Origin of the sequence: Arthrobacter livingstonensis (assembly GCF_003219815.1) — a bacterium.
Taxonomy (GTDB): domain Bacteria; phylum Actinomycetota; class Actinomycetes; order Actinomycetales; family Micrococcaceae; genus Specibacter; species Specibacter livingstonensis.
The window spans coordinates 1-24,604 of the sequence record NZ_QJVD01000004.1; the positions used below are offsets into that span (position 1 = coordinate 1).

A 24,604-nucleotide genomic window follows, 5' to 3' on the forward strand; every position below is an offset into this window, starting at 1 on the left:
AACTGGGGTGGCAAGGTGCACGGCGGGATCGTGATGAAGTGGATCGATGAAGCCGCCTATGTGTGCGCGTCACGTTATTGTGGGAATGACGCCGTGGCGGTGTTTTCCGGCGGTGTGAGGCTTTACCGGCCGCTGCTGATTGGCCACGTGGTGGAAGTGGAGGCCCGCCTGGTGTACACGGGGACGAAGGGCATGCACGTCGCCGTCCACGTCCGTTCGGGAGATCCCAAGGGGCGCGGGATGAACCTGACCACTTACTGCCTGACCGTGATGGTGGCACGGGACGACGCCGGAAACTCGGTGCCGGTTCCGGCTTGGGTCCCCGTCACCGACGAGGACAGGCGCCTGCACGCCCATGCCCGCGATCTGCTCGAAATCCGCGGCCGGGCGCCGGGAAACAGGCTCCCCAACCACCTTGTTGCCAGCTGGGAGTACGACGGCGCCAGGCCAGGGAAGCTGAGTCCGTCTCGTTTTAGTGGGGGGCAGGGGGCGCGGCGGACACCCCAGATGGTCGTGGGGGTGGTTACTACCATTCGCGCACGGCGAACCGCGTGCGAATGACCACGACTGCCCCCGCAGCCACGAGAAACGCAGCCTGCTCGTTTTCTGGTCCGGATCCGGCACCAAATGGGTGGCATGGAGGCTGGCTCCGGGGACGTTGCCGCCGGAGTAGAGGTCGGCGCCCTTGAGCCCAGCCCCCACTGAACACGACGGCATCAGTCAGTGCTGCAGGGGGCGGCGCCGGCGGTGCCCGGGGTGTTGGGCGCCCAGGAAGGGTACGTGCGGGAATCGTTGGCGGGGACCCAGCGGCCTTCAGCGACCATGTAGTCCGAGCCCAGGCCGCCACGGAGCAGCGTGGCGACACCGTCAACCAGGCGGTCCGCGTCCTCGCGACGTGAGCCCACGCCGAAGCTGGCGCGCAGCGAGCCCGACGCCAGGCCCAGACGGCGCAGCAGCGGGTGGGCGCAGAACCTGCCGTCGCGCACGCCCACGCCGTGCTCGGCAGACAGGTAGGCGGCGACCAGTCCGGCGTCGTACCCTTCCACGGAGAAGTTCACCACGCCAATGGTGCCGCAGCCGGGGCGTGAGGCGGAGTCGGAAAACAGCTCGTGGACGGTGACGCCATTGAGCGCCTCCAGCCCTGCCACCAGATGGGAGCGCAACTCGTGTTCGTGGGCCTGCCACTGTCCGGGATCCAGGGCGGCGAGCACCTGCGCGGCCTTTGCCAGCATCGCGGCACCGAGTACGTTCGGGGAGCCTGCCTCGTGCCGGGCCGGGCCGTCGGTCCAGCGCACCGACTCCAGCCGCACATCCTTCACGGCGCCGCCGCCGGCCAGGTGTGGCTTGCCGGCATCCAGCCAGTCCGGGCGGCCCACCAGTACGCCGGCGCCAAACGGGGCATACAGCTTGTGTCCCGAAAACGCCACGTAGTCGATCCCGTCGCGGGCCAGGTCGATGCGCCGGTGCGGGGCCAGCTGGGCGGCGTCCACCACGATGCGGGCGCCGTGCCGGTGTGCCAGCGCGGCGAGCTCCGCCACCGGCAGCACTTCGCCGGTGACGTTGGAGGCGCCGGTGACGGCCAGCAGCACCACGTTTCCGGCACGCAGCTGCGTCTCCACCCGGTGCAGCGTGGCCTCGATGGAGTGCCCGGCCACCACGGAACGGTGCGGCAAGCCCTGCCAGGGCAGCAGGTTGGCATGGTGCTCGATGTCCAGGTAGAGGACCTCTCCGTGCTCGTTTGAGGCGCCGTCGGCGTGGCCGTGCCCCGCCAGGAGCGACTGCACGCAACCGGCCAGCAGGTTCAGTGAATCCGTGGTGTTGCGCGTGAAAATCACGGTGTCCCCGGGTCGTGCGCCCACAAAGTCCGCCACAATGTGCCGGGCGTTTTCATAGACGGACGTGCTGACCTGGGAGGCAAAGCCGGCGCCGCGGTGCACGCTGGCGTAGTACGGCAACACTTCGGCCAGGTGGGCGGCCACCTCTTCCACGGCCGGGGCCGACGCCGCATAGTCCAGGTTGACATACCGTGTGGTTCCGCCGTGGATCAGCGGGGCGGCCAGGTCCTGGCCCACCACGGGCAGCAGCGGGCTTTCGGAAATACGTGACTTTTCGAGGATGGCAGAACTCATGAGGCTTCCTTAAAGGAAGGACTGAACGTCCCCGGAAAGGCCCGGGACACGAAAAATCCGCGCTTGCCAAGACCGTTCCGGCCTGGCCAGGTCGTCACCCGGGGCACCCCGCCGCGAAAGGAGGGTTGCCGGCCAGCAAACCGGGGTTTAGCGCTGGCACTCGTGACCTATGCCCAAAAGATTAGCCGAACGCGGCAGCGTCCGCATTTGTTACGACACGCGGCGTGATCAAATTTCGGCGCAGTCTTCCGCAACCCACGACGCAAAGGGTGAAAAAGTACGACGGCGGGGCCGCCGTCGTGCCTTTCCCGGCCTGTGCTTGACAAGGGTCAGGCGAGGAGGTCGTCCCAGCCCGGGTTCAGCCGGCGCAGCACCTCGGTGTGGAGGATGGAATTGGTGGCCAGGGCGTTGCCGCCAAAAGGCCCGTCCACGCCGTCCAGCGAGGTGAAGCGGCCGCCGGCCTCCGTGATGATCGGCACCAGGGCGGCCATGTCGTACAGGTTCAATTCCGGCTCGCAGGCGATGTCCACGGCGCCCTCGGCCACCATGCAGTAGGACCAAAAGTCGCCGTAGGCACGGGTGCGCCAGACGTCGTCGGTCAGGGCCAGGAATTCGTCCCGGTTGCCGCGGTCCCTCCAGCCGGTGAGCGAGGAGTAGGAGAGCGAGGCGTTGGAGAGCTCGGAGACGTTGGAGACGCGGATGCGGGTTGCGGCGGCCAATGACTTGCCCATGTAGGCGCCGGTGCCTTCGGCGGCCCACCAGCGCTTGCCCAGGGCCGGGGCGCTGACCACGCCAACGACGGGGCGGCCCTCGTCCACCAGGGCGATCAGCGTGGCCCAGACCGGCACGCCACGGACAAAGTTCTTGGTCCCGTCAATGGGGTCGATGATCCAGCGCCGGGAGCCGTGGCCGGTGCTGCCAAACTCCTCACCCAGCACGGCGTCGCGGGGGCGGACGCGGGAAAGCTGGCTCCTGATGGACTCCTCGGCCGCCTTGTCCGCATCCGTCACCGGTGTCAGGTCCGGCTTGGTTTCAATTTGCAGGTCAAGGGCCTTGAAGCGGGACATCGTCAGGGAATCGACGGTGTCAGCCAAAACGTGGGCCAGGCGGAGGTCGTCGTTGTACGTCTGGGGTTGGACAGTCATATGCATCACCGTATCGGTAGATGCGGCCTTTGGGTGGGAACAGGGCTGTGCACCGTTCTGCGCCCTGGACGGGCAGATGGTGGCGCGCAACACTGACCCGCGCACCGGTGGAGGGGAAGCCGGCGCAGGACGGAACGCAAGCGGGCGGAGCCGGCATTTTTTGTAGTCGACGAAAGGAGACGCCTAAGGCCGTCCGCGGCCGAGGCGTCGGATAGTCGACGGAAAAATGGCGGGCCGGCCGCACAGGCAGCTACGCCGTGGTGCCAAGCTCCTTGGCCTCGGCGCGGCCCTCGGTGCGGGTGCTGGTGCCGAGCAGGCGCCGCAGGGACGCCAGCCTGGCCGGGCCCGCATCGCCGGCATGGCCGCCGGCCACCCAGGGGTCCAGGCCGCAGTTGACGGCGACGCTGTCGTGCTTGCAGCCGCGTTCGCAGTCGTCGGTGCCCGGCTGGAGGTCTGGGAAGGCGTGCAGGATGCGGTCCGCGTCCACGTGGGCCAGGCCGAAGGAGCGGATGCCGGGGGTGTCGATGATCCACGAGCCCGGCTCGCCGTCCTGCAGCCGCAGCGCCAGGGCCGAGGATGAGGTGTGCCGGCCGCGTCCCGTGACGGCATTGACGCCGCCGGTGGCCCGCTGTGAGCCGGTGAGTGCATTGACCATGGTGGACTTGCCGACGCCGGAGTGCCCCACCAGCACGCTGACCTTGCCGTCGAGGTGTTCGCGGAGCTGTTCGACGGCGCCCCCGGCCAGGAGCGCGGAGTCACCGTCGTCGCTGCGGGCATCAATGGCGGAGGCGGCATCGGCCGCGCCAACGGCGGCCGTGCGGCTGATGATCACTGTCATGTCCAGGTGTTCGTAATTGGCCAGCAGCTCCGCCGGGTCCTTGATGTCCGCCTTGGTGATCAGCAGGATCGGTGCGATGCCGGAGTCGTAGGCGGCCACCAGGGCACGGTCGATGAAGCCGGTGCGCGGTTCCGGGTTGGCCGCGGCCACCACGATGACCAGCTGGTCCGCGTTGGCCACCACGACCCGCTCAATGGGGTCGGTGTCATCGGCGCTGCGGCGCAGCAGGGTGCGGCGTACCTCGACGCGGACCAGGCGGGCCAGCGTATCCGGCGCCCCGGTGGTGTCGCCCACCAGAGCCACGAAGTCGCCGGCCACCACGGGGGAGCGGCGCAGTTCCCTGGCCCGGGCGGCGATCAGCACGCGTTCAGTGGGCATGTCCTCGTCCACGATGGCGGTGTACCGGCCGCGGTCCACCGTGGTGATGCGGCCGATGACGGCGTCGTCGTGCGCCGGACGGTCCTTGGTGCGCGGCCGGCTGCCCTTCTTGTTGGCCCGGACGCGGACGTCGGATTCGTCCCAGTTGCTGTAGTCCCTAGCCACGCCCGCTGATCCCCACCGGCGCGGTCTGGGCCACCATGTCCGCCCACAGCTGCGGGAACGCCGGCATGGTCTTGGACGTGGTGGCGATGTCCTCAACCTCGACGCCGGGCACCGCCAGGCCGATGATGGCGCCGGCAGTGGCCATGCGGTGATCCTCGTAGCTGTGAAACAGCCCGCCGTGCAGCGGTGCGGGGTTGATGATGAGTCCGTCGTCGGTTTCGACGGCGTCGCCGCCCAAGGCGTTGATCTCGGCCACCAGCGCGGCGAGCCGGTCTGTCTCGTGGCCGCGCAGGTGCGCGATGCCGCGCAGGCGTGACGGCCCGGAAGCCAGTGCGCAAAGGGCCGCGGTGGACGGGGCGAGCTCGCTGGTGTCGGAAATGTCCACACCGAGAATCTCCGGACCGCCGGTGACGGACAAAACGCCGTCGTCCAAGGTCACGCTGGCACCAAACTGGGGGAGGATCGTCCGCCACTTGTCACCCACCTGGGTGGTGTTCAGCGGCCAGTTGGGGATGCGGACTGTGCCGCGCGTGGCCAGGGCCGCGGCCAGGAACGGCCCGGCATTGGACAGGTCCTGCTCCAGCAGCACGTCAAAAGCCGCAATGGGGCCGGGCCGGACGATCCAGTGGTTGGTGGTGGAATCATCCACGGTGACACCGAGGGAGCGCAGCACCTGAACGGTCATGGAGATGTGGTCCACGCTGGGCACTGACGTGCCGCTGTGTTCTAGATGGAGCCCGCCATCGAAGCGTGCCGCGACCAGCAGGATTGCGGAGATGAACTGCGAGGAGCCGCCGGCATCGATGGCAAGGTGGCCGCCGCGGACGGTGCCGGTGCCGTGGACGGTGAACGGCATGAGGCCGTCCCCGCCGTCCTCCACCCGGACGCCCAGACCCTCCAGGGCGGCCACTATCGGTGCCATCGGCCGGACGCGGGCGGCGGGGTCGCCGTCGAACGTCACTGTACCCGTGAGCAGCGCTGCGAGCGGGGGCACAAAGCGCATGACGGTGCCGGCCAGCCCGCAGTCAACCTCGGCGGTGGCGGTGAACCCGGCAGGGATGGGTGTGACCACCAGGTCCGGCACGGAACCGGCCCCGGGTACCTCCTCGATGCCGGCGCCCAAAGCGCGCAGCGCAGCGATCATGAGATCGGAATCGCGGGACTGCAGCGGCGCGCGGAGGCGGGACACGCCGTCGGCCACTGCGGCCAGGACAAGGTACCTGTTGGTCAGCGACTTGGACGCCGGAATGGTGACGGTGGCGTCCAGGGGTGTTGGGGCAAACGGTGCGGGCCAAGGGGCGCTGGTCATGGGCGGTTAGTGTCCGCTCACGTCGTGCGCGAGGGAGCGGACGTTCTTGTCGGCGGCCTTGAGCTGGCGGGCTGTGGTCTTCCTGCCGGAATCAAGCAGCCTTTCAGCGCGCCAGGCGAGGCCCGGCCGGCCGGCCGTGTCGACGCTGGCCAGCAGGGCCCCGCCGAGGAGGCCGATGTTTTTGGCCAGCTGGCTGCGGCGGTGCGACCTGGCCTCCTTGGTGTCCGTGGGGGCACTGCGGTACTCCACGAACGTGGTCAGCCCGGCCGTCACGGAGAGCAGCACGGCTGCGCCGCGGGAGAACTTGCCGGTTGCCAGCAGGACGCCGGCGCCCACCTGCGTGCCGGCGACGAGGCGCGCCAGCGTTTTCTCGCTGGCGTCAACGGGGAGGGCAGCCGAGACCCGGCCCAGGACGGGGGCGAGCTGCCGGGCCATCTGGTCCGCATTCCTCAGGCGGTCCAGGCCGGAGACGATGAAGGACGAGGCGAGCATGGGGCGGGCGAGTACGCGAACGATGGTCAAGGGAGGCCTCCTGGTTGTGTGCCGTCAACTTCGTGTCCCGCGGCGCTGGCTGCGGGACGGGGTGTTCCTGCTTGATCCAAGTCTCGCACCTTGGCGCCGGGTTTGCGGAATATACCGCGCCGGCCGCGGGTTTGCATTGGTATGGAAAGGGCGGGCAGGTGTCCGCCGGGCAATGATTTGGTACGGCCGGCAAGCGGGCGTCCATCCTCGGAAAGGCGGCAATGCAGACACTGACAGTAGACTCGTCTGTGATGAATATTTCCGAGCCTGAGCAAGCCAAAAACACCGCTGCACGGCCATCCACCGCAGCGCCGGTGGAGAACACCGACGTGGATACGGTGGACGTTGCCACCGAAACCGTGGAGGCCCGCCGTGCCCGGTTTGAACGGGACGCCATGCAATACGTGGACCAGCTGTATTCGGCCGCCATGCGCATGGCACGGAATCCGTCCGACGCCGAAGACCTGGTCCAGGAGGCCTACACCAAGGCGTTTTCGGCCTTCCACCAGTACCGGCCCGGGACCAACCTGAAGGCCTGGCTATACCGGATCCTGACCAACACCTACATCAACCTGTACCGCAAGCGCCAGCGGGAGCCGCTGCAGTCCAATGCCGATTCCATCGAGGACTGGCAGCTGGCCCGGGCGGAGTCCCACACCTCGCGCGGGCTGCGTTCCGCCGAGGCGGATGCGCTGGACCACCTGCCGGATTCGGATGTGAAGGACGCGTTGCAGGCCATCCCGGAGGAGTTTCGGCTGGCGGTGTACTTTGCCGACGTTGAGGGCTTTGCCTACAAGGAAATATCAGAAATCATGAACACCCCGATCGGCACCGTGATGTCACGCCTGCACCGGGGGCGGAAGCTGTTGCGGGACATGCTTTCGCATTATGCAGTGGATCGCGGCTACAACAAGGGTGCCGCAAATGAACTTAAGGAAACGGAGAAATAATCATGGGCGACTGCCAGAGCCTGGGAGACTGCGACGACAAACGCATTGCCCGAATTTACGAATACCTCGACGGGGCGCTGTCGCATGAAGACCTCAGGGAGATCAAGGCCCACCTGGACGGCTGCACCGACTGCGCCCAGGAGTACGACCTCGAATGCGTGATCCGCACGGTGGTGAAGCGCTCCTGCAAGGAGGCCGCCCCCGAGACGCTCAAGTCCGCCATCCTGGCCCGGCTGCACGAAGGCCGGCCCGCCGAAGTTTAGTCCAGGGGCCCCTGTTCGGCCGCGTCGGCCGGACGCACGGAAATACTGCTGTACTGGCTGGCCGGACGGCCTGTGACGCGCCGGTGCAGCGAACCCGCAATCAAATGGGCCTGCACCTTGGCCATTTCCGCCTTCTCGCCGCTGAACAGCTCGTCGACAGTGTTGGTCCACAGCTGCAGCCACCGGTTGAAGTGGTCCAGCCCCAGCGGCTCCCTGGCATGGATGTCAAAGTGGATCGCCAGCGCATTGCGGCTGTACAGTCCGGCCTTGAACAGCACAGTCTGCCAAAAGTCGGCCATGATGGGCATGTGCCGCACCAGGTCCATGTGGACCACCTCCGTGAAGATGGGCCCGATCAGTTCATCGGCAAAGGCCCGCGTGTAAAAGGTGCGCACGAGGTCCAGGATGTCGTCGCGGCCGGCAATGTCGGCCTTGTCCCCGCCGGTTTTCCGCACCGGACTGTAGGTGTTTAAGTTCGACGCCGTCCTGCCGGAGTTAAGCGGCACGTCCGGCTGCCGCGGGGTGTCCACCGGCGCCTACGCTGCCACGCCGAGCGCAATGAGGATGCCGGCGATCGGCAGGGCCAGCACCTTCACCGCCTCCGACGAAATATAGGCGGGGTGCGTGGTGGTGGCGACCTTCGCCCTGACGGCCGTGCCGCCGTCGTGCGTGACAGCCGTCAGGGAAAGGGCCTTGGTGCGCTTGGCCATGGCAGCCTCGACGAGGTTGAGCACCTTGAAGACCAGCCGGCCAATTCCCACCCCGAGTGCGTGGGTCATGCCGGGTGCCCGGAATTTCAGCGGTGTTTCAAGGAAGGAAATGGCGGACACCATGCCAAACCAGACAAACGGCAGCATGGTGATCAAAACTACGGCTGGCATGGGCAGCTTTCTTGTCAGGCTATTCGCCACGTTATTCGTCAATGGGGCACTGGTCCCAGCCTAGCAATAAATAAGGATGTTCCCGTGCTTAATGCCCATAACTGCCCGGTGGTGAGGGGGAACGCAAGAGCCCGTCCCACCACGAGGGTGCGACGGGCTCTTGTGTAGGTCTGTCAAGACTTAAGTGTTGGGGCGCTTACCGTGGTTTGCGCCGCCATTCTTACGGTCCCGACGCTTGCGTGAACGCTTTGACATAGCTGCCTCCAATCTTTCACAAAGATCCGAATAAGATCTGCCCTCCAGTCTCCCATATCGGGCACGTGCGAACCTAAACGGCAGGAATTTGCGTCCCGTCCGGCAGCTCCGGGGCTACGGCTTCAAGGTGGTGCGGATGGCAATGGCGGCACATTCAGGATGCGCCTAACCGGGAGCCAGTTCGGCGCATGTGTGCACCCTGCGCTCCGCCACCCAAAAGCGCCGGCCAGGCTCCGCCGTCGGCCGTTAAACAAACCCTGTGCCGGAAAGTGCAGGAAGTCAGCGTAGCTTCGCCGAAAGACTGCAATTTCTGACACACAGTTAGGGTGCGGGGTCAGGAGGCTTCGGGCAGGTCCAGCCACTGGTACCAGCCGCGGTGGAGCACCAGCCAGGCCATTAGTCCGTAGCCGGCCTGTCCCGGTGAGCCGGCGTTGGCGGCGACGTCGTTGCGCCACTGCTCGTGGTTCTGCAGCGGCGAGAACGTGTCCACATAGTGGTGCTTGCGGCGGGTGGTGACGTCGGCAAAGGCCGTGTTCAGCTCCGCCAGCTTGCGGTTGAGCGCCGCATCCAGCGACGGAGGCGGGCCCACCACAAACACCGGGATGTTCAGCTGGGTGGCGCCGTCCAGGATGTTCGCCAGGTTCAGCCGGCTGCGCGCCGTGGACAGCCCATACTCGATGTCCCTGCCCGAGAGGCCGATGACCAGCCGGTTTTCATGGAAGTCGTCAAAACGCCGTCCGGCCTCCCGCAGCCAGCGGCCCGCCAGCGCCTCCGTGCCCTCGTCGGGCGTCGCCAGGACATACGACTCAACGGAGACGCTGTCCTGGGGCGTCCGCGCCAGCACCCGGCCAAGCCAGCCCAGTGCGCGCGGATCGCCTACCCCGGCCACCAGTTCGTCCCCAACGGCCACAATTCGCAGCTCCCGTTTTTCCACGGTGCCCCTTTCGTCTCTGTCAAAAAATGAAGGATGCCCGGCCTGCTTGCAGACCGGGCATCCATAACGGCTTAGTTGCGCTCGAAGGCTTGCTTGACCAGCAGCGTCTGCTCGACGGCGTGCATCTTCGCCGAACCGGTGGACGTTGCCGCCGAGGCCCGGCGGGAAACCAGGCCCAGCTTCTTCTCGAGCACCGGGGCCAGGTTCAGCGCCATGAACGGCCACGGTCCCTGGTTGGCCGGCTCATCCTGTGCCCACACGACATCCGCGTTCGGGTATTTGGCCAGCTCAGCCTTGATCTCCGATTCGGGAAGCGGGTACAGCTGCTCCACGCGGACGATGGCGGTCTTCGTGTCGCCGGCCTTGTCGCGGGCGGCGAGCAGATCGTAGTAGAGGCGGCCGGAGACCAGCAGGACACGGTCGACGGCGTTGGCATCCTGGGTGGCATGCTCTCCGATGACCGGGCGGAAGCCGCCGGTGGTGAAGTCCTCCACGGACGAAGCGGCAGCCTTCAGGCGCAGCAGCTGCTTCGGGGTGAAGATGATCAACGGCTTGCGCGGACGGCTGTAGGCCTGGCGGCGCAACAAGTGGAAGTGCGACGCCGGCGTTGTCGGGTTGACCACCACCATGTTCTCCTCGGCGCACATCTGCAGGAAGCGCTCAATCCGGGCCGAGGAGTGGTCCGGGCCCTGGCCCTCGTAGCCGTGCGGGAGCATGAGCACCAGTGAAGAACGCTGGCCCCACTTCTGCTCCGCAGAGGAGATAAACTCATCCATGATCGTCTGGGCACCGTTGGCGAAGTCGCCAAACTGTGCTTCCCAGATCACCAAGGCGTCGGGGCTCTCCACGGAGTAGCCGTATTCAAAGCCCATGGCGGCGTATTCGCTCAGCAGTGAATCGTAGATCCACAGCTTGGCCTGATCCTCGCTCAGGCCCGAGATGGGCGTCCAGACCTTTCCGTTGGCGCGGTCGTGGAACACTGCATGGCGCTGCACAAACGTGCCACGGCGAGAGTCCTGGCCCGCCATGCGGATCGGGACACCTTCAAGCAGCAGGGAGCCAAACGCGGCAAGTTCGCCAAAGCCCCAGTCGATGGAGCCATCGCGGGACATGGTTTCGCGCTTCTCCAGCAGCGACTTCAGCTTCTGGTGGACGGTGAAGCCCTCCGGCACCGCGGTGTGGATCGCACCAATGCGGGCCAGCGTATCCTCGCTGATGGCGGTGTTCTTGGGATCGTTGACAGCGGAGTCGGACTGTTGCGCCATGGGTCGCTCCAAGTCGGAGACGGCGTGCATGTCCTTGGTGATGATCGGGATCGGCGAGGTCTGCGCGGCATGGGTTTCGGCAAAAACGCGCTCCAGGCGTTCCTGGTAGTCCCGCAGGAGCTGCGATGCCTCATCCTCGGTGATGTCGCCGCGGCCGATCAGGGCCTCGGTGTAGAGGCGGCGCACGGAACGCTTGGCCTCGATCAGGTTGTACATCAGCGGCTGCGTCATCGAGGGGTCGTCGCCTTCGTTGTGGCCGCGGCGGCGGTAGCAGACCAGGTCAATGACAACGTCCTTGCGGAAGCGCTGCTGGAATTGGTATGCCAGCTGGGCCACGCGGACCACTGCTTCGGGGTCGTCGCCGTTCACGTGAAAGACGGGGGCCTGGATCATCTTGGCCACATCGGTGGAGTACACCGAAGAGCGCGAGGAGGACGGCGCCGTCGTGAAGCCCACCTGGTTGTTGACCACCACGTGAATGGTGCCGCCGACACGGTAGCCGCGCAACTGGGACAGATTAAGCGTTTCCGCCACCACGCCCTGGCCGGCAAAGGCCGCGTCACCGTGCACCATGATGGGCAGCACGGGGAAGTTCTCGCCTTGGTCCAAACGGTCCTGCTTGGCGCGGACGATGCCCTCAAGCACGGCGTCCCCGGCTTCCAAATGCGACGGGTTCGCAGCCAGGTAGACCTTGGTTTCGTTGCCGGCGTCGGAGGTGAACGTGCCCTCGGTGCCCAGGTGGTACTTCACATCGCCGGAGCCCTGGACGCTGCGGGAATCCTGGGTGCCCTCAAACTCGCGGAAGACCTGGGCATAGGTCTTGCCGGCGATGTTGGTGAGAACGTTCAGGCGGCCGCGGTGGGCCATGCCAATGGCAACCTCGTCGAGGCCGTCGTCGGCGGCATCGGAGATGATGGAGTCCAGCAGCGGAATCAGGGATTCCCCCCCCTCCAGGGAGAAGCGCTTCTGGCCGACGAACTTGGTCTGCAGGAATGTCTCAAACGCCTCGGCCGAGTTCAGCTTGGACATGATCCGCAGCTGCTCTTCGCGGCTCGGCTTGGAGTAGGGGTGCTCCAGCTCGTCTTGGAACCACTTGCGCTGCTCGGGCTCCTGGATGTGCATGTATTCGACGCCGGTGGTGCGGCAGTAGGCGTCCCGCAGCACGCCGAGGATGTCGCGCAGCAGCAGCTTTTGTTTGCCGCCAAAGCCACCGGTGGGCCATTCGCGGTCCAAGTCCCACAGCGTCAGGCCATAAGTCAGCACGTCCAGGTCGGGGTGCTTGCGCTGGACGTATTCCAGCGGGTCGGTGTCGGCCATGAGGTGGCCGCGGACGCGGTAGGAGTGGATCAGCTGCTGGATCCGGGCGACCTTGTTGATCTGGTCGGCCGGGTCCACCTGGAGGTCCAGGCTCCAGCGCACGGGCTCGTACGGGATGCGCAGGGATTCAAAGATGTCGTCGTAGAAGTTCTCGGCACCGAGCAGCAGCTGGTGGATTTTCTTCAGGAACTCGCCGGAGCCGGCACCCTGGATGACGCGGTGGTCATAGGTGGAGGTCAGGGTCAGGATCTTGGAGATCGCGTTCCGGGCAATGATCTTCTCGCTGGCACCCTGAAACTCGGCCGGGTAGTCCAAGGAGCCGACGCCGATGATGGCCGCCTGGCCCTTGGAGAGGCGCGGCACCGAGTGGACGGTGCCAATGCCGCCGGGGTTGGTCAGGGAAACCGTGGTGCCGGCGTAGTCGTCGGCGGTGAGCTTGCCGGCGCGGGCACGCTTGATCAGGTCTTCATAGGTATGCCAGAACTCGGCAAAGCTGAGGGTCTCGGATTTCTTGATGTTCGGCACCACGAGCAGCCGCGTGCCGTCGGGCTTGGGCATGTCGATGGCGATGCCGAAGTTCACGTGCGGCGGCTGGACGGCAACGGGCTTGCCGTCGATGACGTCGTAGTGGACGTTCATGGAGGGGAACTGGCCCAGCGCCTTGATGACGGCGTAGCCGATCAGGTGGGTGAAGGAAACCTTGCCGCCGCGGGCGCGCGCCAGGTTGGAGTTGATGACCACGCGGTTGTCAATGAGCAGTTTGGCCGGAATGGCGCGCACGCTGGTGGCGGTGGGCACTTCCAGGCTGCTGATCATGTTGGTGGCGATGGCCTTGGCCGGGCCGCGCAGCACAGTGGAGACCGCCTCGTCGGGAACCGAGGTGTCCCTGGCGGTCTTGGGCAGCTGGGCCGGGATGGGCGTTGAGCCCGTGCGGGCAGCGTCCTTGGCCGGTGCGGGTGGACGCTGCGCGGCCGGGGCCTTGGCGTCAGCGGCAGCGGGAGCCACCGCGGCAGCGGGAGCCGCAGCAGGCGCGGCGGGCGCAGGCGCGGGAGCCGCCGCGGGAGAAGCAGCAGGCGCGGCGGGCGCAGCCGCGTTCGCCGCAGGCGCCGGGAGCACGGGGATTTGTGCCGTTATCGGGCTGGAATTGGGAGCGGTGTGGCGTCCGTTCGTGGCGGAATCATCGGCGTCGAACGACTCAAAGAGTGACCACCACTTCGTGTCCACAGAGTTCTTGTCGGCCTGGTACCGCTCGTAAAGCTCATCGACGAGCCACTCGTTTCCGCCAAATTCCTCGGGTAGACGGTGGATGGATTGCTCTGGCACGTGTATTACGCCTCTTCCATGAGTTCTTATTGCCCGCTGTGCATAGGCCGAGCGGCGCCGAGTATTCCCGCCGGAACGGGTGCAAACGGGGCAAAAACCGCAGGACCTATTTGATCGATGGATGGGTTCCTTGAAACCCTTGCCGCCTGTAAGTCTAGTGATCAATTCTGCGTGCAGGCCAATCTGGGCGGCTGCGCGCCGGATCATGAAGTGATTTTCGCGACAGTTAGTGCGCGCGGCGTATTTTTACGGTGGCTAGACTGCTCTGTGGCGGCCCGGGTTCATCCGATGCGCCACAGATCCCCGACCGTTGCCTGACCTTGGGAGTGCCCATGCGATTTCTCAACCAGCCCACCACCGACCTGACCTATTCCGACGTTTTCCTGGTCCCGTCACGGTCCACCGTCACCTCGCGGCTCGACGTCGACCTCTCCAGCGGCGACGGCACCGGAACCACCATTCCCCTGGTCGTCTCCAACATGACCGCCGTCTCCGGCAAGCGCATGGCGGAAACCGTGGCCCGTCGCGGCGGCCTGGCCATTTTGCCCCAGGACATTCCGCTGGAGGTGCTGGGCGCCGTCACCGAATGGGTGAAGATGCGCGACACGCTTTTTGAAACCCCCCTCGTCATGGCGCCCGGTGACATCGTGGTGGACGCCGTGCACCTGCTGCCCAAACGCGCCCACAACGCCGTGGTGGTGGTCGAGGACGGTGTCTTTGCCGGTGTGGTCCGCGGCGCCGACTGTGATGGCGTGGACAGGTTCGCGTCGCTGTCCGCCGTCATGCGCAGCAATGTGCTCACACTCGACTCCGCCCCGTTTGACGACATCCGCGCCCGCGCAGATGCCGGCACGCTGTCCGCGGCGGACGCGAAGGCTGCGACCGACGTGGCCCTGCGCGAGGCCTTTGCCGTCCTGGACGCGGCAGCCACGGACTTCGCACCCGTGCTGCGCGCCGGCGTCGTGGTGGGTGCGCTGACCCGCACTGGCGCCCTGCGTTCCACCATCTACCAGCCCGCCGTCGACGCGGATGGGCGCCTGCGGATCGGCGTCGCCGTGGGCATCAACGGCGACGTGGCCGCCAAGGCGTCCGCCCTGCTGGACTACGGCATTGACGCGCTGGTGGTGGACACGGCCCACGGGCACCAGAACAAGATGCTTGAGGCGCTGCGCGCGGTGCGCGGCCTCTCGCCGTCCGTGCCGGTGGCTGCGGGCAACGTGGTCAGCGCCGACGGCGTCCGCGACCTGGTCGACGCCGGGGCCGACATCATCAAGGTGGGGGTGGGTCCGGGCGCCATGTGCACCACGCGCATGATGACGGCCGTGGGCCGCCCCCAGTTCTCCGCCGTGCTGGAATGTTCGACGGCGGCAGCGGATGTGGGCGCGCACGTATGGGCCGACGGCGGCGTGCGCTATCCGCGCGATGTGGCGCTGGCGCTGGCGGCCGGGGCCAGCCAGGTGATGATCGGCTCCTGGTTCGCCGGCACTTACGAGAGCCCCGGCGACCTTCAGGAGGACGCCGGCGGCCGGCGTTACAAGGAGAGCTTCGGCATGGCGTCGGCGCGGGCCGTGCAAAACCGGACCTCGGGGGACCGCGCCTTTGAGCGTGCCCGCAAGGGATTGTTCGAGGAGGGCATCTCCACCTCGAAGATGTACCTGGACCCGGCCCGCCCGGGGGTGGAGGACCTGCTGGACCTGATCACCGCCGGCCTGCGCAGCTCCTTCACCTATGCGGGCGCCGCCTCTCTGGCGGAATTCCGGGAACGGACAGTGGTGGGCGTGCAGTCCGCCGCCGGCTACGAGGAAGGGCGCCCGCTGCCGCAGAGCTGGTAGCTTCGGTTGGTGGCCGGGGCTGCCGACCGGCGGCGGATCCGGCATTCCCTCGGCGGCTATTCCCCAAGCGCTCCCATTGCTCGCAAGTCCCCGGCCCCTCCCAGAGCTCGCAAGCTCGCTCCGGGGCCCCTCGGGGCTGTGGGCCCACGCAACGGGTCCTTCGCGCTCGTGGGCCCAGACTGACGGCCGCCGGCTGGGAGCGCTTGGGGACTTACATTCTCCTCTACGCCGCCTACGGAAACCCCGGATCCGCCGCACCGGTGGTCGAGACCCGGCCGCGTCCCTACTTCACGCCCCCGGCGGTGAGTCCCCCCACCAGGTAGCGCTGGAAGATGAAGTACAGGATGACGACAGGCGCTGCGCAGACCAGGGCTGCGGCCATCATCTGGCTGTACACCGGGATGGCGCCGCCTTCCTGGCTGGCGCTGAACACCTGCAGGACAATGGCCGCCGTCGCCGTGTCTGGCTTGGTGAAGATGGAGGCGAAGAGGACGTCGTTCCAGCCGAGCAGGAACGCGAAGATCCCGGAGACCACGATTCCGGGCCAGCTCAGGGGCACGATGATCCGGAAAAGAATGGCCAGGTTGGATGCCCCGTCAATGCGGGCAGCTTCCTCCAGTTCGCGGGGCAGGCCCCGAAGGTAGGTCACCATGACCCACGTCGAAAACGGCAGCGCAAACGTCAGGTAGGCGATGAACAGACCCCACAGCGTCCCGATGATCGTGATGCCGAGCCAGGCGCCGATCGAGGCGAACAAGACGAACACGGGCAGCAGCATGAGCGTGCCGGGAATGCTTTGCAGGCCCAGAAGTCCGCGCAGCACCGTCAGCCGGCCAACGAAGGAAAAGCGGACCAGCACATAGGCCGTGCCGATGGCAATGATCGCCGAAACCACGGCGACGGACCCTGCCACCACCAGGCTGTTGATGATGCCCTTTCCAAGGCCGACGCTGCCCCAAATCTTGGAGTAGCTGTCAAGGGAAAATTGGCTGGGCCAGAATTCGCCGCTTGCCACACCCGTGTCCGTGTTCAGGGACGCCAGGAAAATGTAGGCGATGGGCACCAGCACCACGATGCAAAGGAATGTTGTCAGCACAGCGATCAGCCAGGTTGGCATCAGCCGCGTGACCTGTGCGCTCCGGCCGTTGCGGGGTGCCCTGTTTGTGTTGCGCGCTGCCGAGGTGCGCGGGCGGGTCTGCGTGCTCATTTCTTTCCTCCGTCCTCGGACACGTCAAGCTTCACGGCCCTGAGATAGATGAACAGCGGTATGGCAATGAGGATCAGGGAAACCACCGCCATTGCCGCGCTCAGGCCAAACCGGAAGCTTTGGAAGCTTGTCACGTAGACCAGGATGGGCAGAACGTTGACATCCGCGGGTGCCGGCGCCCCGAAAAGGACGAACGGCAGTGTGAAGTTGTTGATGTGGTTCAGGGTGCCCAGCAGGAAGGCCAGCGACACCGGTCCCCTGAGGTACGGGAAGATGACCTCGCGCAGCTTGCGCCACCAGAGTGCGCCGTCGATCGCGGCCGCCTCGTGGACCTCGTGGTCCACCGACTGCAGGCCCGCCAGGGCAAGCAGGTAGACAAAGGGCCAGGCCGCCCAAATCTCCACGAAAATGAGCGTCCAGTAGGACATCGGGCCGTTGAGCCACAATCCCGGATCAATTCCTGCGCCATGCAGGATGTTGTTCACGATGCCGTCGGGCTGGAGCATGGTGCGCCAAACAGTTGCCACCACGAACGACGGCAGGACATAGGGGACGAGGAAAACAGCGCGTACGACGGCGCGTCCCCGGTAGGGGTTCTGCGTCACCACGGCGGCGGCCACGCCGAGCGGCACCGTCACGACCGTGGCGATGACGGCAAAGGACACGCTGATCCAGATGGACCGCAGGAGTTCGGTCTTGGTGATGGCCTCGACAAAGTTCTCAATCCCGATGAACGGGGTGCTCAGCCATTTCCGAAGCGTGTACTGGTCAAGGTCGATGACCGACATGTACAGGGCCAGCACCAGCGGAACGAGGATGATGACGGTGATCAGGAAGCCGCCGGGGGCCAGCAGCCACAGGGGGCGGTCCCGCTCGGTGACGCCGCTGCGTTTCTTGTTCTTGGGGACCCTCGGCCGCCCTGCGGGATGGGATTCCTCGTCCCGCAGGGTGTCCCCGGCGATTTCACTAGACATGGGTGGTTACTTTCAGCAGCGCTTTACTTGGCACGGTCCAGGGCAGCCTGTGCCTTGGCTTGGGAGTCCTTGATCCGGCCGGTCAGGCTCGCTTCGCTGACGGAGCCTGCGGACAGGTCGGGGATGGTCTGGACGGCAATGTTCGTCAGTGCCAGCTGGACGTCTCCCCACGCTCCGCTGAACGGCGTCGCCACGGACTTGGACGCCGCATCCAGCGCGGGGGCCACGAGCGGGTCCGACTGCAATGCCTTCGCCGCCTCAACATTGGTGGGGATCTCACCAAAGATCTTGTAGTAGTCGGCCTGTGCCACCGTGTCCGTGATCATCTTGATGAACGCAAACGCCAGATCCTTGTTCGGCGAGTAGTCCGCCACGACCAGGTTGTCACCGGAGAGGATGCTGGCGGCCTCGACACCGCCGGACGGGCGGGACGTCATCCCCGGGGGAACCAGGGGCAGCAGCGCATACTTGTACTTGCCTTTGATGACGGACTTGTCGAGCGTGGGGATGCTCAGGGGGGAGGTCATCGGGAAGTAGCCTGCCCTGCCGGCCGCGAAGGCCGCCAAGGCCTGCGCATTGCCCCAGCCGATGGCGGCCGGGTCCACCGACTTGTCCTTGGTGATCCAGCCAAAGTAGGCCTCATAGGCCGCGAGGACCGTGGGATCGTCAATGCGGACCTTCTTGCCGTCAATGATGGGATTGCCGGCCTGGATTGACATTCCCCAGATGAACTTCCAGGGGTCGAAGTTGTCCTTGTAGGCAATGGCCAGCCCGTACTGGCCGGCTTTTGTCATTTTCTTGCCGTGATCGGCGAATTCGTCCCACGTGGTGGCGGGCGCCTCGATGCCGGCGGCCTTGAGCAGTTCCGTGTTGTAGGCCATGACAAACGGGCGGCTGACGAAGGGGATGCCGATCTGGTTGTTGGCGTCCGGGCCGGAGATGCCCAAGGTGGCCGGGACAAATTTGTCCTTGCCGCCCACCTTGTTCCACTCGGCGTCCCCCAGTTTGACGAACGCACCGGTGGAGTAGGCGGTGGGAGTGAACGTGGTTCCCAGCCCGTAGACGTCCGGGCCCGTGCCCGAGACCACGGAAGTCTGGATCCGCGTCATTTCGTCGTTGGCGGTGGGGTAGGTCTCCCATTGAAGCGTGGCCCCGGTGAGCGTCTTGAAATCGGCCGCAGTCTTGGTAAACCAGGCTTTTTGCTCGTCGGGGTACTGCGGTTTGGTGCTGAAGAGAACGGTGAGGGTCTTGCCGGAGCCGTCCACCTTTCCGGTTCCGGTACTGGACGTGTTGGGGGAGCCGCTTCAGGCTGCCAGTGCGAGGGACAGGGCACCGACCCCGCCGACTCCGGCGATAAAGTTTCTCCGGGTGATTTCCATCGTGTTCCTCCTTGAACATAGGGCGAATGTGTGTGATTTGCATCATCATTTGGAAGCTGTTGCACAGACTCTATCCCCGTGGCAAAACATGTGCAACCAGTTGCCAAAAAATTGCCAAACATGTTTGGATAGGAGGAATTCTCCGCTAATCCAGCCATGGCGTTGGATGCAGATGTGATCCACGGCCGGCCGTCGTCCCGAGAGAGGCGTTGTGATGGAAGTAGGGCCAGAGCGCGGGCGGGCAACTCTGCGGGACGTTGCCAAGCGTGCCGGGGTGGCGGCGTCAACGGTGTCCAGGGTGTTCTCCGAACCGGGCCGCATTAGCCCGGGCACCACGGCGGCCGTGTTTGAGGCGGCCAGGAAGCTTGGTTATATGCAGCATTCCCGCGGTGGGGCGGAGAGGCAAAGCAGGCCAAATGCCGTGGCGCTACTCGTGCCGGACATAACCAATCCGTTCTATTTCGACATCATTCACGGCACCCAGGAGCAGCTCAAGGCTGCGGGTTACATCCAACTCCTCGTTGACACCGAAGAGTCCGAGGATGTGGAAGCGGGCGCGCTGGAAAGCCTGATCTCCTCGTCGCGTGGAGTGATTCTAGCCGCGTCGAGGCTTTCCACCGAGGCGCTTACCAAAGCCGCGACCCGCGTGCCGCTGGTTGCCATGAATCGCAATGACGCCGGGGTGCCCACGGTGCTCATTGACACCACAGTCGGCATTCACCAGGCCTTTCAGCACCTGGTATCCCTTGACCACAAGTCAATTGCGTTCATCTCGGGGCCGGCCAAATCATGGTCCAACCAATGGCGGTGGCTGGCTTTTGAAGAGGCAGCCGAGGAGCATGGCGTGCAAGCCGTCCGGCTGGGCCCCTATGCACCAAAGCCCACGTCCGGTGCCGCCGCTGCAGACGCAATGATCACCAGCAGGGCCACGGCGTGCATAGCCTTCAATGACCTGCTGGCCATTGGAATGCTGCGCCGCTTCCGGACTCGCGGCGTCAGGGTGCCCGCGGATTTGAGCATTATTGGCTGTGATGACATTTTCGGCGCTGATTTTTGCAATCCGCCGCTGACAACGATCACTGCCCCGATCGAACAGGCGGGACGTGTCGCCACCACGATGTTGTTGAATCAGCTGAATGCCGGCCTGCCGACAGTCCGGCAGGTGGCCCAGCTTCCCACCCACTTGACCGTACGGGAATCAACCGGTCCGGCGGTCGCGCCAGCCCGAGGGCAAGCCGTGTAGCGCCGGGTCGGCAGGGGGTTGGACATAACGTGCCGCACATCTACAACGTCAACGCGCTTGTCACCGGGGCATCGGGGCGGAACCTGTGGAGGCGCGGATCGTCAAGTGGGTGGGCAAAACGGACTGGTTCCGTGGGAAATTTCCCAATCCGGGGTTGATTTTACTCAGCAACATGGTCACGGCAACCCGGCCGGCCTGTTCGATCGGGGCGGTGATCGTTGTCAGCGGCGGGCTGCAGAAGTCTGCCCCAAAGATGTCGTCGCACCCCACGATACTTATGTCCGAAGGCACCCCTACACCACGCTCGCGCAGCCGCTGCAACATGCCGATGGCCATGAGATCGTTAAAAGCGATCCCGGCCGTGGCACCGGAATGCACCAGTGCGTCTGCGGCCGCGGCACCGGAATAAGTGCGCGGGGCAAAAGGCCCCAACCTCGCCACCTCCACCCCACGCTCCTGCGCCGCGGCGGACAGCGCCGCCCACCGGCGCGAGTTGGAACGGGAAGTTTCCGGTCCGCCAAGGTATGCAATGTGCGAGTGGCCCAGTGAAATTAGGTGGTCCAGTGCCTGATTTGTGGCGGTGGGCGTATCCAGCAGAACGGAGGGGACACCCTGTACATCCCGATTGATGGTGACCATCGGCATTTTTGCACTTACGCGTGCCAGTGTTTCGTCGTCGAGCCTTGATGCGGTGAGAATGAGTCCGTCCGCTGTTTGCCGCATTTGCTCAATGGTGTTGAGCTCCACCTCCTCGGATTCCTCCGTGTCCACCAGCAACTGCGTATAGCCGGCCGCCTTGAGCTGTAGTTGGGTGCCACGGATGATGTCAAAGTAAAAGGGATTGGTGATGTCCGCGACCAACACTGCAACCGCCTTGGTCCGTCCGGAACTCAGGGCCTTGGCCTGGGCATTGGGAACATAGTTCAGCTGTGCGGTGGCTGCCTCAATCCGTGCCTGGGTGCGGAAATTAACCCGCCCCGGGGTGGAAAGGGCGCGCGATACGGTGGAGGCGGTCACGCCCGACAGCGCCGCAACGTCGCGGATGGTTGCGGGGCGGTCCGGGGTGGCGCCGGCGGAAGCACTCATAAAGGGACCATCCTTATAGGGGCGAATTTGGGTTGGAGCAACTGTAAGCGGTGGTTCTGTCGCGAGCTTGGTGGCGGCCAAGGGTGCAGGATGTGACGGGCGGCACTGCCCAACACAGTCAGGTTACGGCCTTGGACACTTTTTGGCAATCGGTTGTCAATAAGTTTTTAGGGCGATAGGCTACTTGTTGTACGCAACTTGTGAAACACGTCACGCAATACCGGCCGCGATAGGCCGCAGCCGTTCCGTGGCACCCAACGTGGAGGCCGTCTACATGTCCAACGCCCAAAACCCAACATGGACCCTTTCCGGCTTCGGCGACGAAGTTGACCCTGATCCCAAGATTCAGGCAGCAGTGCTCACAGCCCTTGGCGCATCGCATATTGAAGTTCGCAGTGCTTGGGGAACCAATGTGGCCGACCTCGACGACGACCAGGTTGCCGAGCTCAAGAGCATCCTTGATGGCGCCGGGATGAAGGTTTCCGCTGTCGCCAGTCCCATCGGCAAGGTCGACATCGGCCTGCCCGCGGCACACGAGGTGAACCGCCTGCGCCGCGTCATTGAGGTAGCCAAGGCTCTCGAAACCCGATACATCCGCATGTTCTCCTTCTTTCGGTCCGCGGATCAGACACCGGAGGACATGCGTGACGCCGTCATGGAGCGCATGGGCCTGCTTGCCGAGGAGGCGGAGCGTGCCGGTGTCATGTTGATACATGAGAATGAAAAGGACATCTACGGCGATACTCCGGAGCGAGTGCTGGACATTTTGGAGACAGTGAAGTCGCCGGCCCTGCGCGCGGCGTGGGACAACGCCAATTTCGTGCAGGTGGGCGTCAAGCCTTACACGGACGCCTACGCCATGCTCCGCCCGTACCTGGAATACCTGCAGGTCAAGGATGCGATCGCCGGCACCGGCTTGGTGGTCCCCACCGGATACGGTGACGGCGAGCTTGTGGAGACACTCACGGCGCTCAGCCGTGACGGCTATGCCGGTTTCGCGTCCCTGGAGCCCCACCTGGCGGCACAACATGAACTTGGCGGGTTCTCCGGCCCAGCAGCCTTTGGCGAAGCAGCCCGAGCCTTCCGTGCCGTCACTGATGCAATCGGCATCACCCTCGTCTAAATATTGTTCCAACAAGCCACGCCGACATAGGAGTCACGATGCCCAGAGTTGCCATCATTGGTTGCGGCGACGTTGCCACGGTCCATTTCGAGGCCCTCGCTGCGGTGGAGGGTGCCCAGCTGGTGGCCGTGTGTGACACGGATCCCGGTCGGCTCGCAGCCGCCGAACAGGCCCACGGCGTTCCCGGCTTCGGCGACTACCTGGGCATGCTCGATTCGGTGCGTCCCGACGTCGTGCATGTGTGCACGCCGCACAACCAGCATGTCGACCCGGCCATCGCGGCGCTGCAGCGCGGCATCAATGTCATCAGTGAGAAACCGCTGGCCAGCACCCTGGCCGACGGTGAACGGCTGGCTGCGGCGGCCGCCGCCAGTTCAGCGAGGATTGGCATCTGTTTTCAAAACCGCTACAACCAGGCAGTGCAGGCCATGCAGTGCCGCATCGCCAGCGGCGAATTCGGTGCCGTATTGGGCGGATCGGGCACAGTCATGTGGAGCCGGAATGCGGCCTACTACGAAAGCCGGCCGTGGCGCGGAACCTGGGCCGGTGGTGGCGGTGGCCTGCTGATGAACCAGGCCATCCACACCCTGGACCTGCTGCAGTGGATGATCGGTGACGTCGTATCCGTTAAGGGGCACGCGGCCACGAACGTGCTGGCGGACGCTATTGAGGTGGAAGACACCGCAGAGCTGGTTCTTACCCATGAGGGCGGCGCCCGAAGCGTCTTTTACGCAACCTTGGCCAACACCACCAACGAACCCATTACGGTGGACGTGGAAACGGAAACGGCGTCGCTGCGTCTGCGCGGGTCCCTGGTGATCACCCACCACGACGGCCCGGTGGAAGTCGTTGACGAGCGCCGGGCGGCCTCAGGCGGCCGGGACTACTGGGGAGTGTCCCACCAGCTGTACATTGCCGACTTTTATGCCCAGCTTGGCAACGGCGGCCCGTTTTGGATTGACCCGCAGGAAGCGCTGAAGACATTGCGCATCATCAAGGACGTCTACGCCCAGAGCTACCCAGGCCGCCTGGCTGGCGTCTCCTAGCAAACATTGGTCGCAGCCCGCATGAAACATCTGCGGAATTGAATCAAACAGGACTTGAAGCAACGTCGGGACAAGCCCCATAGGGGCCTCGGCAGAAGAAAGGAATATCGTGGCAAAAATCGGTGTACAGGCAATGATGCTCAAGGGCAGCTTCGCGGAGGTTGGCGCCTTCGAGACGCTCCGCAAGGTCAACGGCCTGGGGTACAACGCCGTCGAGATCTCCCAGATCCCCATGGATGAAAAGAACGTCGCCGAGCTGGAGAAGGCCCAGGCGGAGCTGGGCATGGACGTTGCCGCCCTCTCTGTCATGATGGAAAAGCCTGTAGGGCGCCCCGGCGATTCCCTCAAAGACGACTTCGAGAAGATCGTCGCGGACGCCAAGCGCCTCGACACGAAACTGCTGCGCATCGGCATGCTGCCATTCCCGGCAATGAAGTCGATCGACGCCGTCATTGACTTCGCCAAGGAGACCAACGGCTATGCCGAGCGCCTCCAGGAACACGGCATCAGCCTCTACTACCACAACCACCACATCGAGTTTGCCAAGTTTGACGGCAAATACATGCTGGACATCATCAACGAGAACTCCCCGGCCATGGGCCTGGAGATTGACGTCCACTGGGTGCAGCGCGGCGGCCTGGACCCCGTCCGCACCCTCGACAAGTACGCAGGCCAAACCGCCATGGTGCACCTGAAGGATTACCGCATCGGAATGATGCCGGCACAAGCATTTGGACTATTGGAAGCGGGGGATGTGGGTGCCTTCATGGCCGCATTCAAGAATGTGGTTCAGTTCGCCGAGGTGGGCGAGGGCAACCTCGACTTCCCTTCCATCATCGACCACGCACAGGCCGCGGGTGCACAATACCTGCTCGTGGAGCAGGACGAACTCTATGGCCGCACCGTGTGGGAGGCGCTGGAAACCTCGCACCGCAACCTGAGTGCCATGGGCTTCGCCGAACTCTTCTAGTCCCCACCCGCTCCCCAGCCTCGTGCCTCGCACCGGGGCCCCCTCGCGGGAGTGGGCCCAGCACCCGCTC

General features: G+C 65.1%; 22 protein-coding genes and 1 riboswitch. Of the genes, 8 read left to right on the forward strand and 14 right to left on the reverse strand.

The window, feature by feature from the left end; translation table 11 throughout:
* Positions 1 to 561, forward strand: a 561-nt coding sequence (locus CVV68_RS04785; RefSeq protein WP_281268269.1) for an acyl-CoA thioesterase, incomplete at its 5' end; no start/stop codon positions are given.
* Positions 562 to 716: 155 nt separating this feature from the next.
* Here the strand turns inward: CVV68_RS04785 and CVV68_RS04790 are convergent.
* From CVV68_RS04790 to CVV68_RS04810, 5 genes are all read right to left on the reverse strand, one after another.
* Positions 717 to 2,129 carry an aminotransferase class V-fold PLP-dependent enzyme gene (locus CVV68_RS04790; protein ID WP_110499882.1) on the reverse strand — a complete coding sequence of 471 codons (1,413 nt, stop codon included), beginning with the start codon at positions 2,127 to 2,129 and terminating at the stop codon, positions 717 to 719.
* A gap of 54 nt (positions 2,130 to 2,183) precedes the next feature.
* Positions 2,184 to 2,297: riboswitch (SAM riboswitch) on the reverse strand.
* Between the two features lie 161 nt (positions 2,298 to 2,458).
* Complete coding sequence (gene hisN / locus CVV68_RS04795) at positions 2,459 to 3,274, reverse strand: histidinol-phosphatase (protein ID WP_110499883.1); 816 nt, start codon at positions 3,272 to 3,274, stop codon at positions 2,459 to 2,461.
* Between the two features lie 250 nt (positions 3,275 to 3,524).
* The gene (gene rsgA / locus CVV68_RS04800) at positions 3,525 to 4,655 is read right to left on the reverse strand and encodes a ribosome small subunit-dependent GTPase A (RefSeq protein WP_110499884.1); all 1,131 of its coding nucleotides are present in this window, start codon (positions 4,653 to 4,655) and stop codon (positions 3,525 to 3,527) included.
* Positions 4,648 to 5,964, reverse strand: a complete 1,317-nt coding sequence (gene aroA / locus CVV68_RS04805; RefSeq protein ID WP_110499885.1) for a 3-phosphoshikimate 1-carboxyvinyltransferase — start codon at positions 5,962 to 5,964, stop codon at positions 4,648 to 4,650. Before aroA ends, rsgA begins: the two co-directional genes overlap by 8 nt.
* Positions 5,965 to 5,970: 6 nt before the next feature.
* Entirely contained in the window at positions 5,971 to 6,486 is a 516-nt protein-coding gene (locus CVV68_RS04810) for a DoxX family protein (protein ID WP_110499886.1), read from the reverse strand.
* A 221-nt stretch (positions 6,487 to 6,707) separates the two neighbouring features.
* On the opposite strand from CVV68_RS04810, the gene CVV68_RS04815 reads away from it, so the two are divergent.
* Entirely contained in the window at positions 6,708 to 7,436 is a 729-nt protein-coding gene (locus CVV68_RS04815) for a sigma-70 family RNA polymerase sigma factor (RefSeq protein WP_245933341.1), read from the forward strand.
* 2 nt (positions 7,437 to 7,438) lie between these two features.
* Entirely contained in the window at positions 7,439 to 7,699 is a 261-nt protein-coding gene (gene rsrA, locus CVV68_RS04820; protein WP_110499887.1) for a mycothiol system anti-sigma-R factor, read from the forward strand.
* Here rsrA and CVV68_RS04825 read toward each other — a convergent pair.
* The 5 genes from CVV68_RS04825 to CVV68_RS04840 form a co-directional block, all read right to left on the reverse strand.
* Entirely contained in the window at positions 7,696 to 8,229 is a 534-nt protein-coding gene (locus tag CVV68_RS04825; RefSeq protein ID WP_211320721.1) for a group III truncated hemoglobin, read from the reverse strand. The genes rsrA and CVV68_RS04825 overlap by 4 nt on opposite strands.
* A gap of 6 nt (positions 8,230 to 8,235) precedes the next feature.
* Positions 8,236 to 8,580 (reverse strand): hypothetical protein, encoded by a 345-nt coding sequence (locus tag CVV68_RS04830; protein WP_110499889.1) that lies wholly within the window; start codon positions 8,578 to 8,580, stop codon positions 8,236 to 8,238.
* Positions 8,581 to 8,760: 180 nt separating this feature from the next.
* A complete protein-coding gene (locus CVV68_RS25065) occupies positions 8,761 to 8,835 on the reverse strand; it encodes a 50S ribosomal protein bL37 (RefSeq protein ID WP_371130803.1) in 75 nt (24 codons plus the stop codon).
* 334 nt (positions 8,836 to 9,169) lie between these two features.
* Positions 9,170 to 9,769 (reverse strand): GDSL-type esterase/lipase family protein, encoded by a 600-nt coding sequence (locus CVV68_RS04835; RefSeq protein WP_110499890.1) that lies wholly within the window; start codon positions 9,767 to 9,769, stop codon positions 9,170 to 9,172.
* Between the two features lie 71 nt (positions 9,770 to 9,840).
* Complete coding sequence (locus CVV68_RS04840) at positions 9,841 to 13,674, reverse strand: multifunctional oxoglutarate decarboxylase/oxoglutarate dehydrogenase thiamine pyrophosphate-binding subunit/dihydrolipoyllysine-residue succinyltransferase subunit (RefSeq protein WP_110499891.1); 3,834 nt, start codon at positions 13,672 to 13,674, stop codon at positions 9,841 to 9,843.
* A 332-nt stretch (positions 13,675 to 14,006) separates the two neighbouring features.
* Here CVV68_RS04840 and guaB1 point away from each other — a divergent pair, with 332 nt between their 5' ends.
* Positions 14,007 to 15,506, forward strand: a complete 1,500-nt coding sequence (gene guaB1 / locus CVV68_RS04845) for a GMP reductase (RefSeq protein ID WP_110499892.1) — start codon at positions 14,007 to 14,009, stop codon at positions 15,504 to 15,506.
* Positions 15,507 to 15,789: 283 nt separating this feature from the next.
* Here the strand turns inward: guaB1 and CVV68_RS04850 are convergent, their stop codons facing one another.
* From CVV68_RS04850 to CVV68_RS04860, 3 genes are read right to left on the reverse strand one after another with little or no spacing between them, the layout of a single operon-like run.
* Positions 15,790 to 16,713: a carbohydrate ABC transporter permease gene (locus tag CVV68_RS04850; RefSeq protein ID WP_110499893.1), complete on the reverse strand. Its 924-nt coding sequence runs from the start codon at positions 16,711 to 16,713 to the stop codon at positions 15,790 to 15,792.
* Positions 16,710 to 17,687 (reverse strand): carbohydrate ABC transporter permease, encoded by a 978-nt coding sequence (locus tag CVV68_RS04855; RefSeq protein WP_110499894.1) that lies wholly within the window; start codon positions 17,685 to 17,687, stop codon positions 16,710 to 16,712. The genes CVV68_RS04850 and CVV68_RS04855 overlap by 4 nt, the downstream gene beginning before the upstream one ends.
* A gap of 23 nt (positions 17,688 to 17,710) precedes the next feature.
* On the reverse strand, positions 17,711 to 18,952 hold the full coding sequence (locus tag CVV68_RS04860; RefSeq protein ID WP_170133087.1) for an ABC transporter substrate-binding protein: 1,242 nt from the start codon (positions 18,950 to 18,952) through the stop codon (positions 17,711 to 17,713).
* Between the two features lie 328 nt (positions 18,953 to 19,280).
* Here CVV68_RS04860 and CVV68_RS04865 point away from each other — a divergent pair, with 328 nt between their 5' ends.
* A complete protein-coding gene (locus CVV68_RS04865) occupies positions 19,281 to 20,309 on the forward strand; it encodes a LacI family DNA-binding transcriptional regulator (protein WP_110499895.1) in 1,029 nt (342 codons plus the stop codon).
* Between the two features lie 60 nt (positions 20,310 to 20,369).
* Here the strand turns inward: CVV68_RS04865 and CVV68_RS04870 are convergent, their stop codons facing one another.
* Positions 20,370 to 21,395 carry a LacI family DNA-binding transcriptional regulator gene (locus CVV68_RS04870; RefSeq protein WP_110499896.1) on the reverse strand — a complete coding sequence of 342 codons (1,026 nt, stop codon included), beginning with the start codon at positions 21,393 to 21,395 and terminating at the stop codon, positions 20,370 to 20,372.
* Between the two features lie 274 nt (positions 21,396 to 21,669).
* Between CVV68_RS04870 and CVV68_RS04875 the strand changes: the two genes are divergently transcribed.
* From CVV68_RS04875 to CVV68_RS04885, 3 genes are all read left to right on the forward strand, one after another.
* Positions 21,670 to 22,518 carry a sugar phosphate isomerase/epimerase family protein gene (locus CVV68_RS04875; protein WP_110500064.1) on the forward strand — a complete coding sequence of 283 codons (849 nt, stop codon included), beginning with the start codon at positions 21,670 to 21,672 and terminating at the stop codon, positions 22,516 to 22,518.
* Positions 22,519 to 22,556: 38 nt separating this feature from the next.
* Positions 22,557 to 23,564 (forward strand): Gfo/Idh/MocA family protein, encoded by a 1,008-nt coding sequence (locus CVV68_RS04880; RefSeq protein WP_110499897.1) that lies wholly within the window; start codon positions 22,557 to 22,559, stop codon positions 23,562 to 23,564.
* A 109-nt stretch (positions 23,565 to 23,673) separates the two neighbouring features.
* On the forward strand, positions 23,674 to 24,534 hold the full coding sequence (locus CVV68_RS04885; RefSeq protein WP_245933342.1) for a sugar phosphate isomerase/epimerase family protein: 861 nt from the start codon (positions 23,674 to 23,676) through the stop codon (positions 24,532 to 24,534).
* The last annotated feature ends 70 nt before the right edge of the window (positions 24,535 to 24,604 follow it).

Bases quoted from the DNA above. Each gene is read 5' to 3' on its own strand.
- CVV68_RS04790 (WP_110499882.1), bottom strand. From the start codon at position 2,129: ATGAGTTCTGCCATCCTCGAAAAGTCACGTATTTCCGAAAGCCCGCTG.
- CVV68_RS04855 (WP_110499894.1), bottom strand. From the start codon at position 17,687: ATGTCTAGTGAAATCGCCGGGGACACCCTGCGGGACGAGGAATCCCAT.
- CVV68_RS04830 (WP_110499889.1), bottom strand. From the start codon at position 8,580: ATGCCAGCCGTAGTTTTGATCACCATGCTGCCGTTTGTCTGGTTTGGC.
- hisN (WP_110499883.1), bottom strand. From the start codon at position 3,274: ATGACTGTCCAACCCCAGACGTACAACGACGACCTCCGCCTGGCCCAC.
- rsrA (WP_110499887.1), top strand. From the start codon at position 7,439: ATGGGCGACTGCCAGAGCCTGGGAGACTGCGACGACAAACGCATTGCC.
- CVV68_RS04870 (WP_110499896.1), bottom strand. From the start codon at position 21,395: ATGAGTGCTTCCGCCGGCGCCACCCCGGACCGCCCCGCAACCATCCGC.
- CVV68_RS04815 (WP_245933341.1), top strand. From the start codon at position 6,708: ATGCAGACACTGACAGTAGACTCGTCTGTGATGAATATTTCCGAGCCT.
- CVV68_RS04865 (WP_110499895.1), top strand. From the start codon at position 19,281: ATGGAAGTAGGGCCAGAGCGCGGGCGGGCAACTCTGCGGGACGTTGCC.
- CVV68_RS04875 (WP_110500064.1), top strand. From the start codon at position 21,670: ATGTCCAACGCCCAAAACCCAACATGGACCCTTTCCGGCTTCGGCGAC.
- CVV68_RS04880 (WP_110499897.1), top strand. From the start codon at position 22,557: ATGCCCAGAGTTGCCATCATTGGTTGCGGCGACGTTGCCACGGTCCAT.
- guaB1 (WP_110499892.1), top strand. From the start codon at position 14,007: ATGCGATTTCTCAACCAGCCCACCACCGACCTGACCTATTCCGACGTT.
- CVV68_RS04850 (WP_110499893.1), bottom strand. From the start codon at position 16,713: ATGAGCACGCAGACCCGCCCGCGCACCTCGGCAGCGCGCAACACAAAC.
- aroA (WP_110499885.1), bottom strand. From the start codon at position 5,964: ATGACCAGCGCCCCTTGGCCCGCACCGTTTGCCCCAACACCCCTGGAC.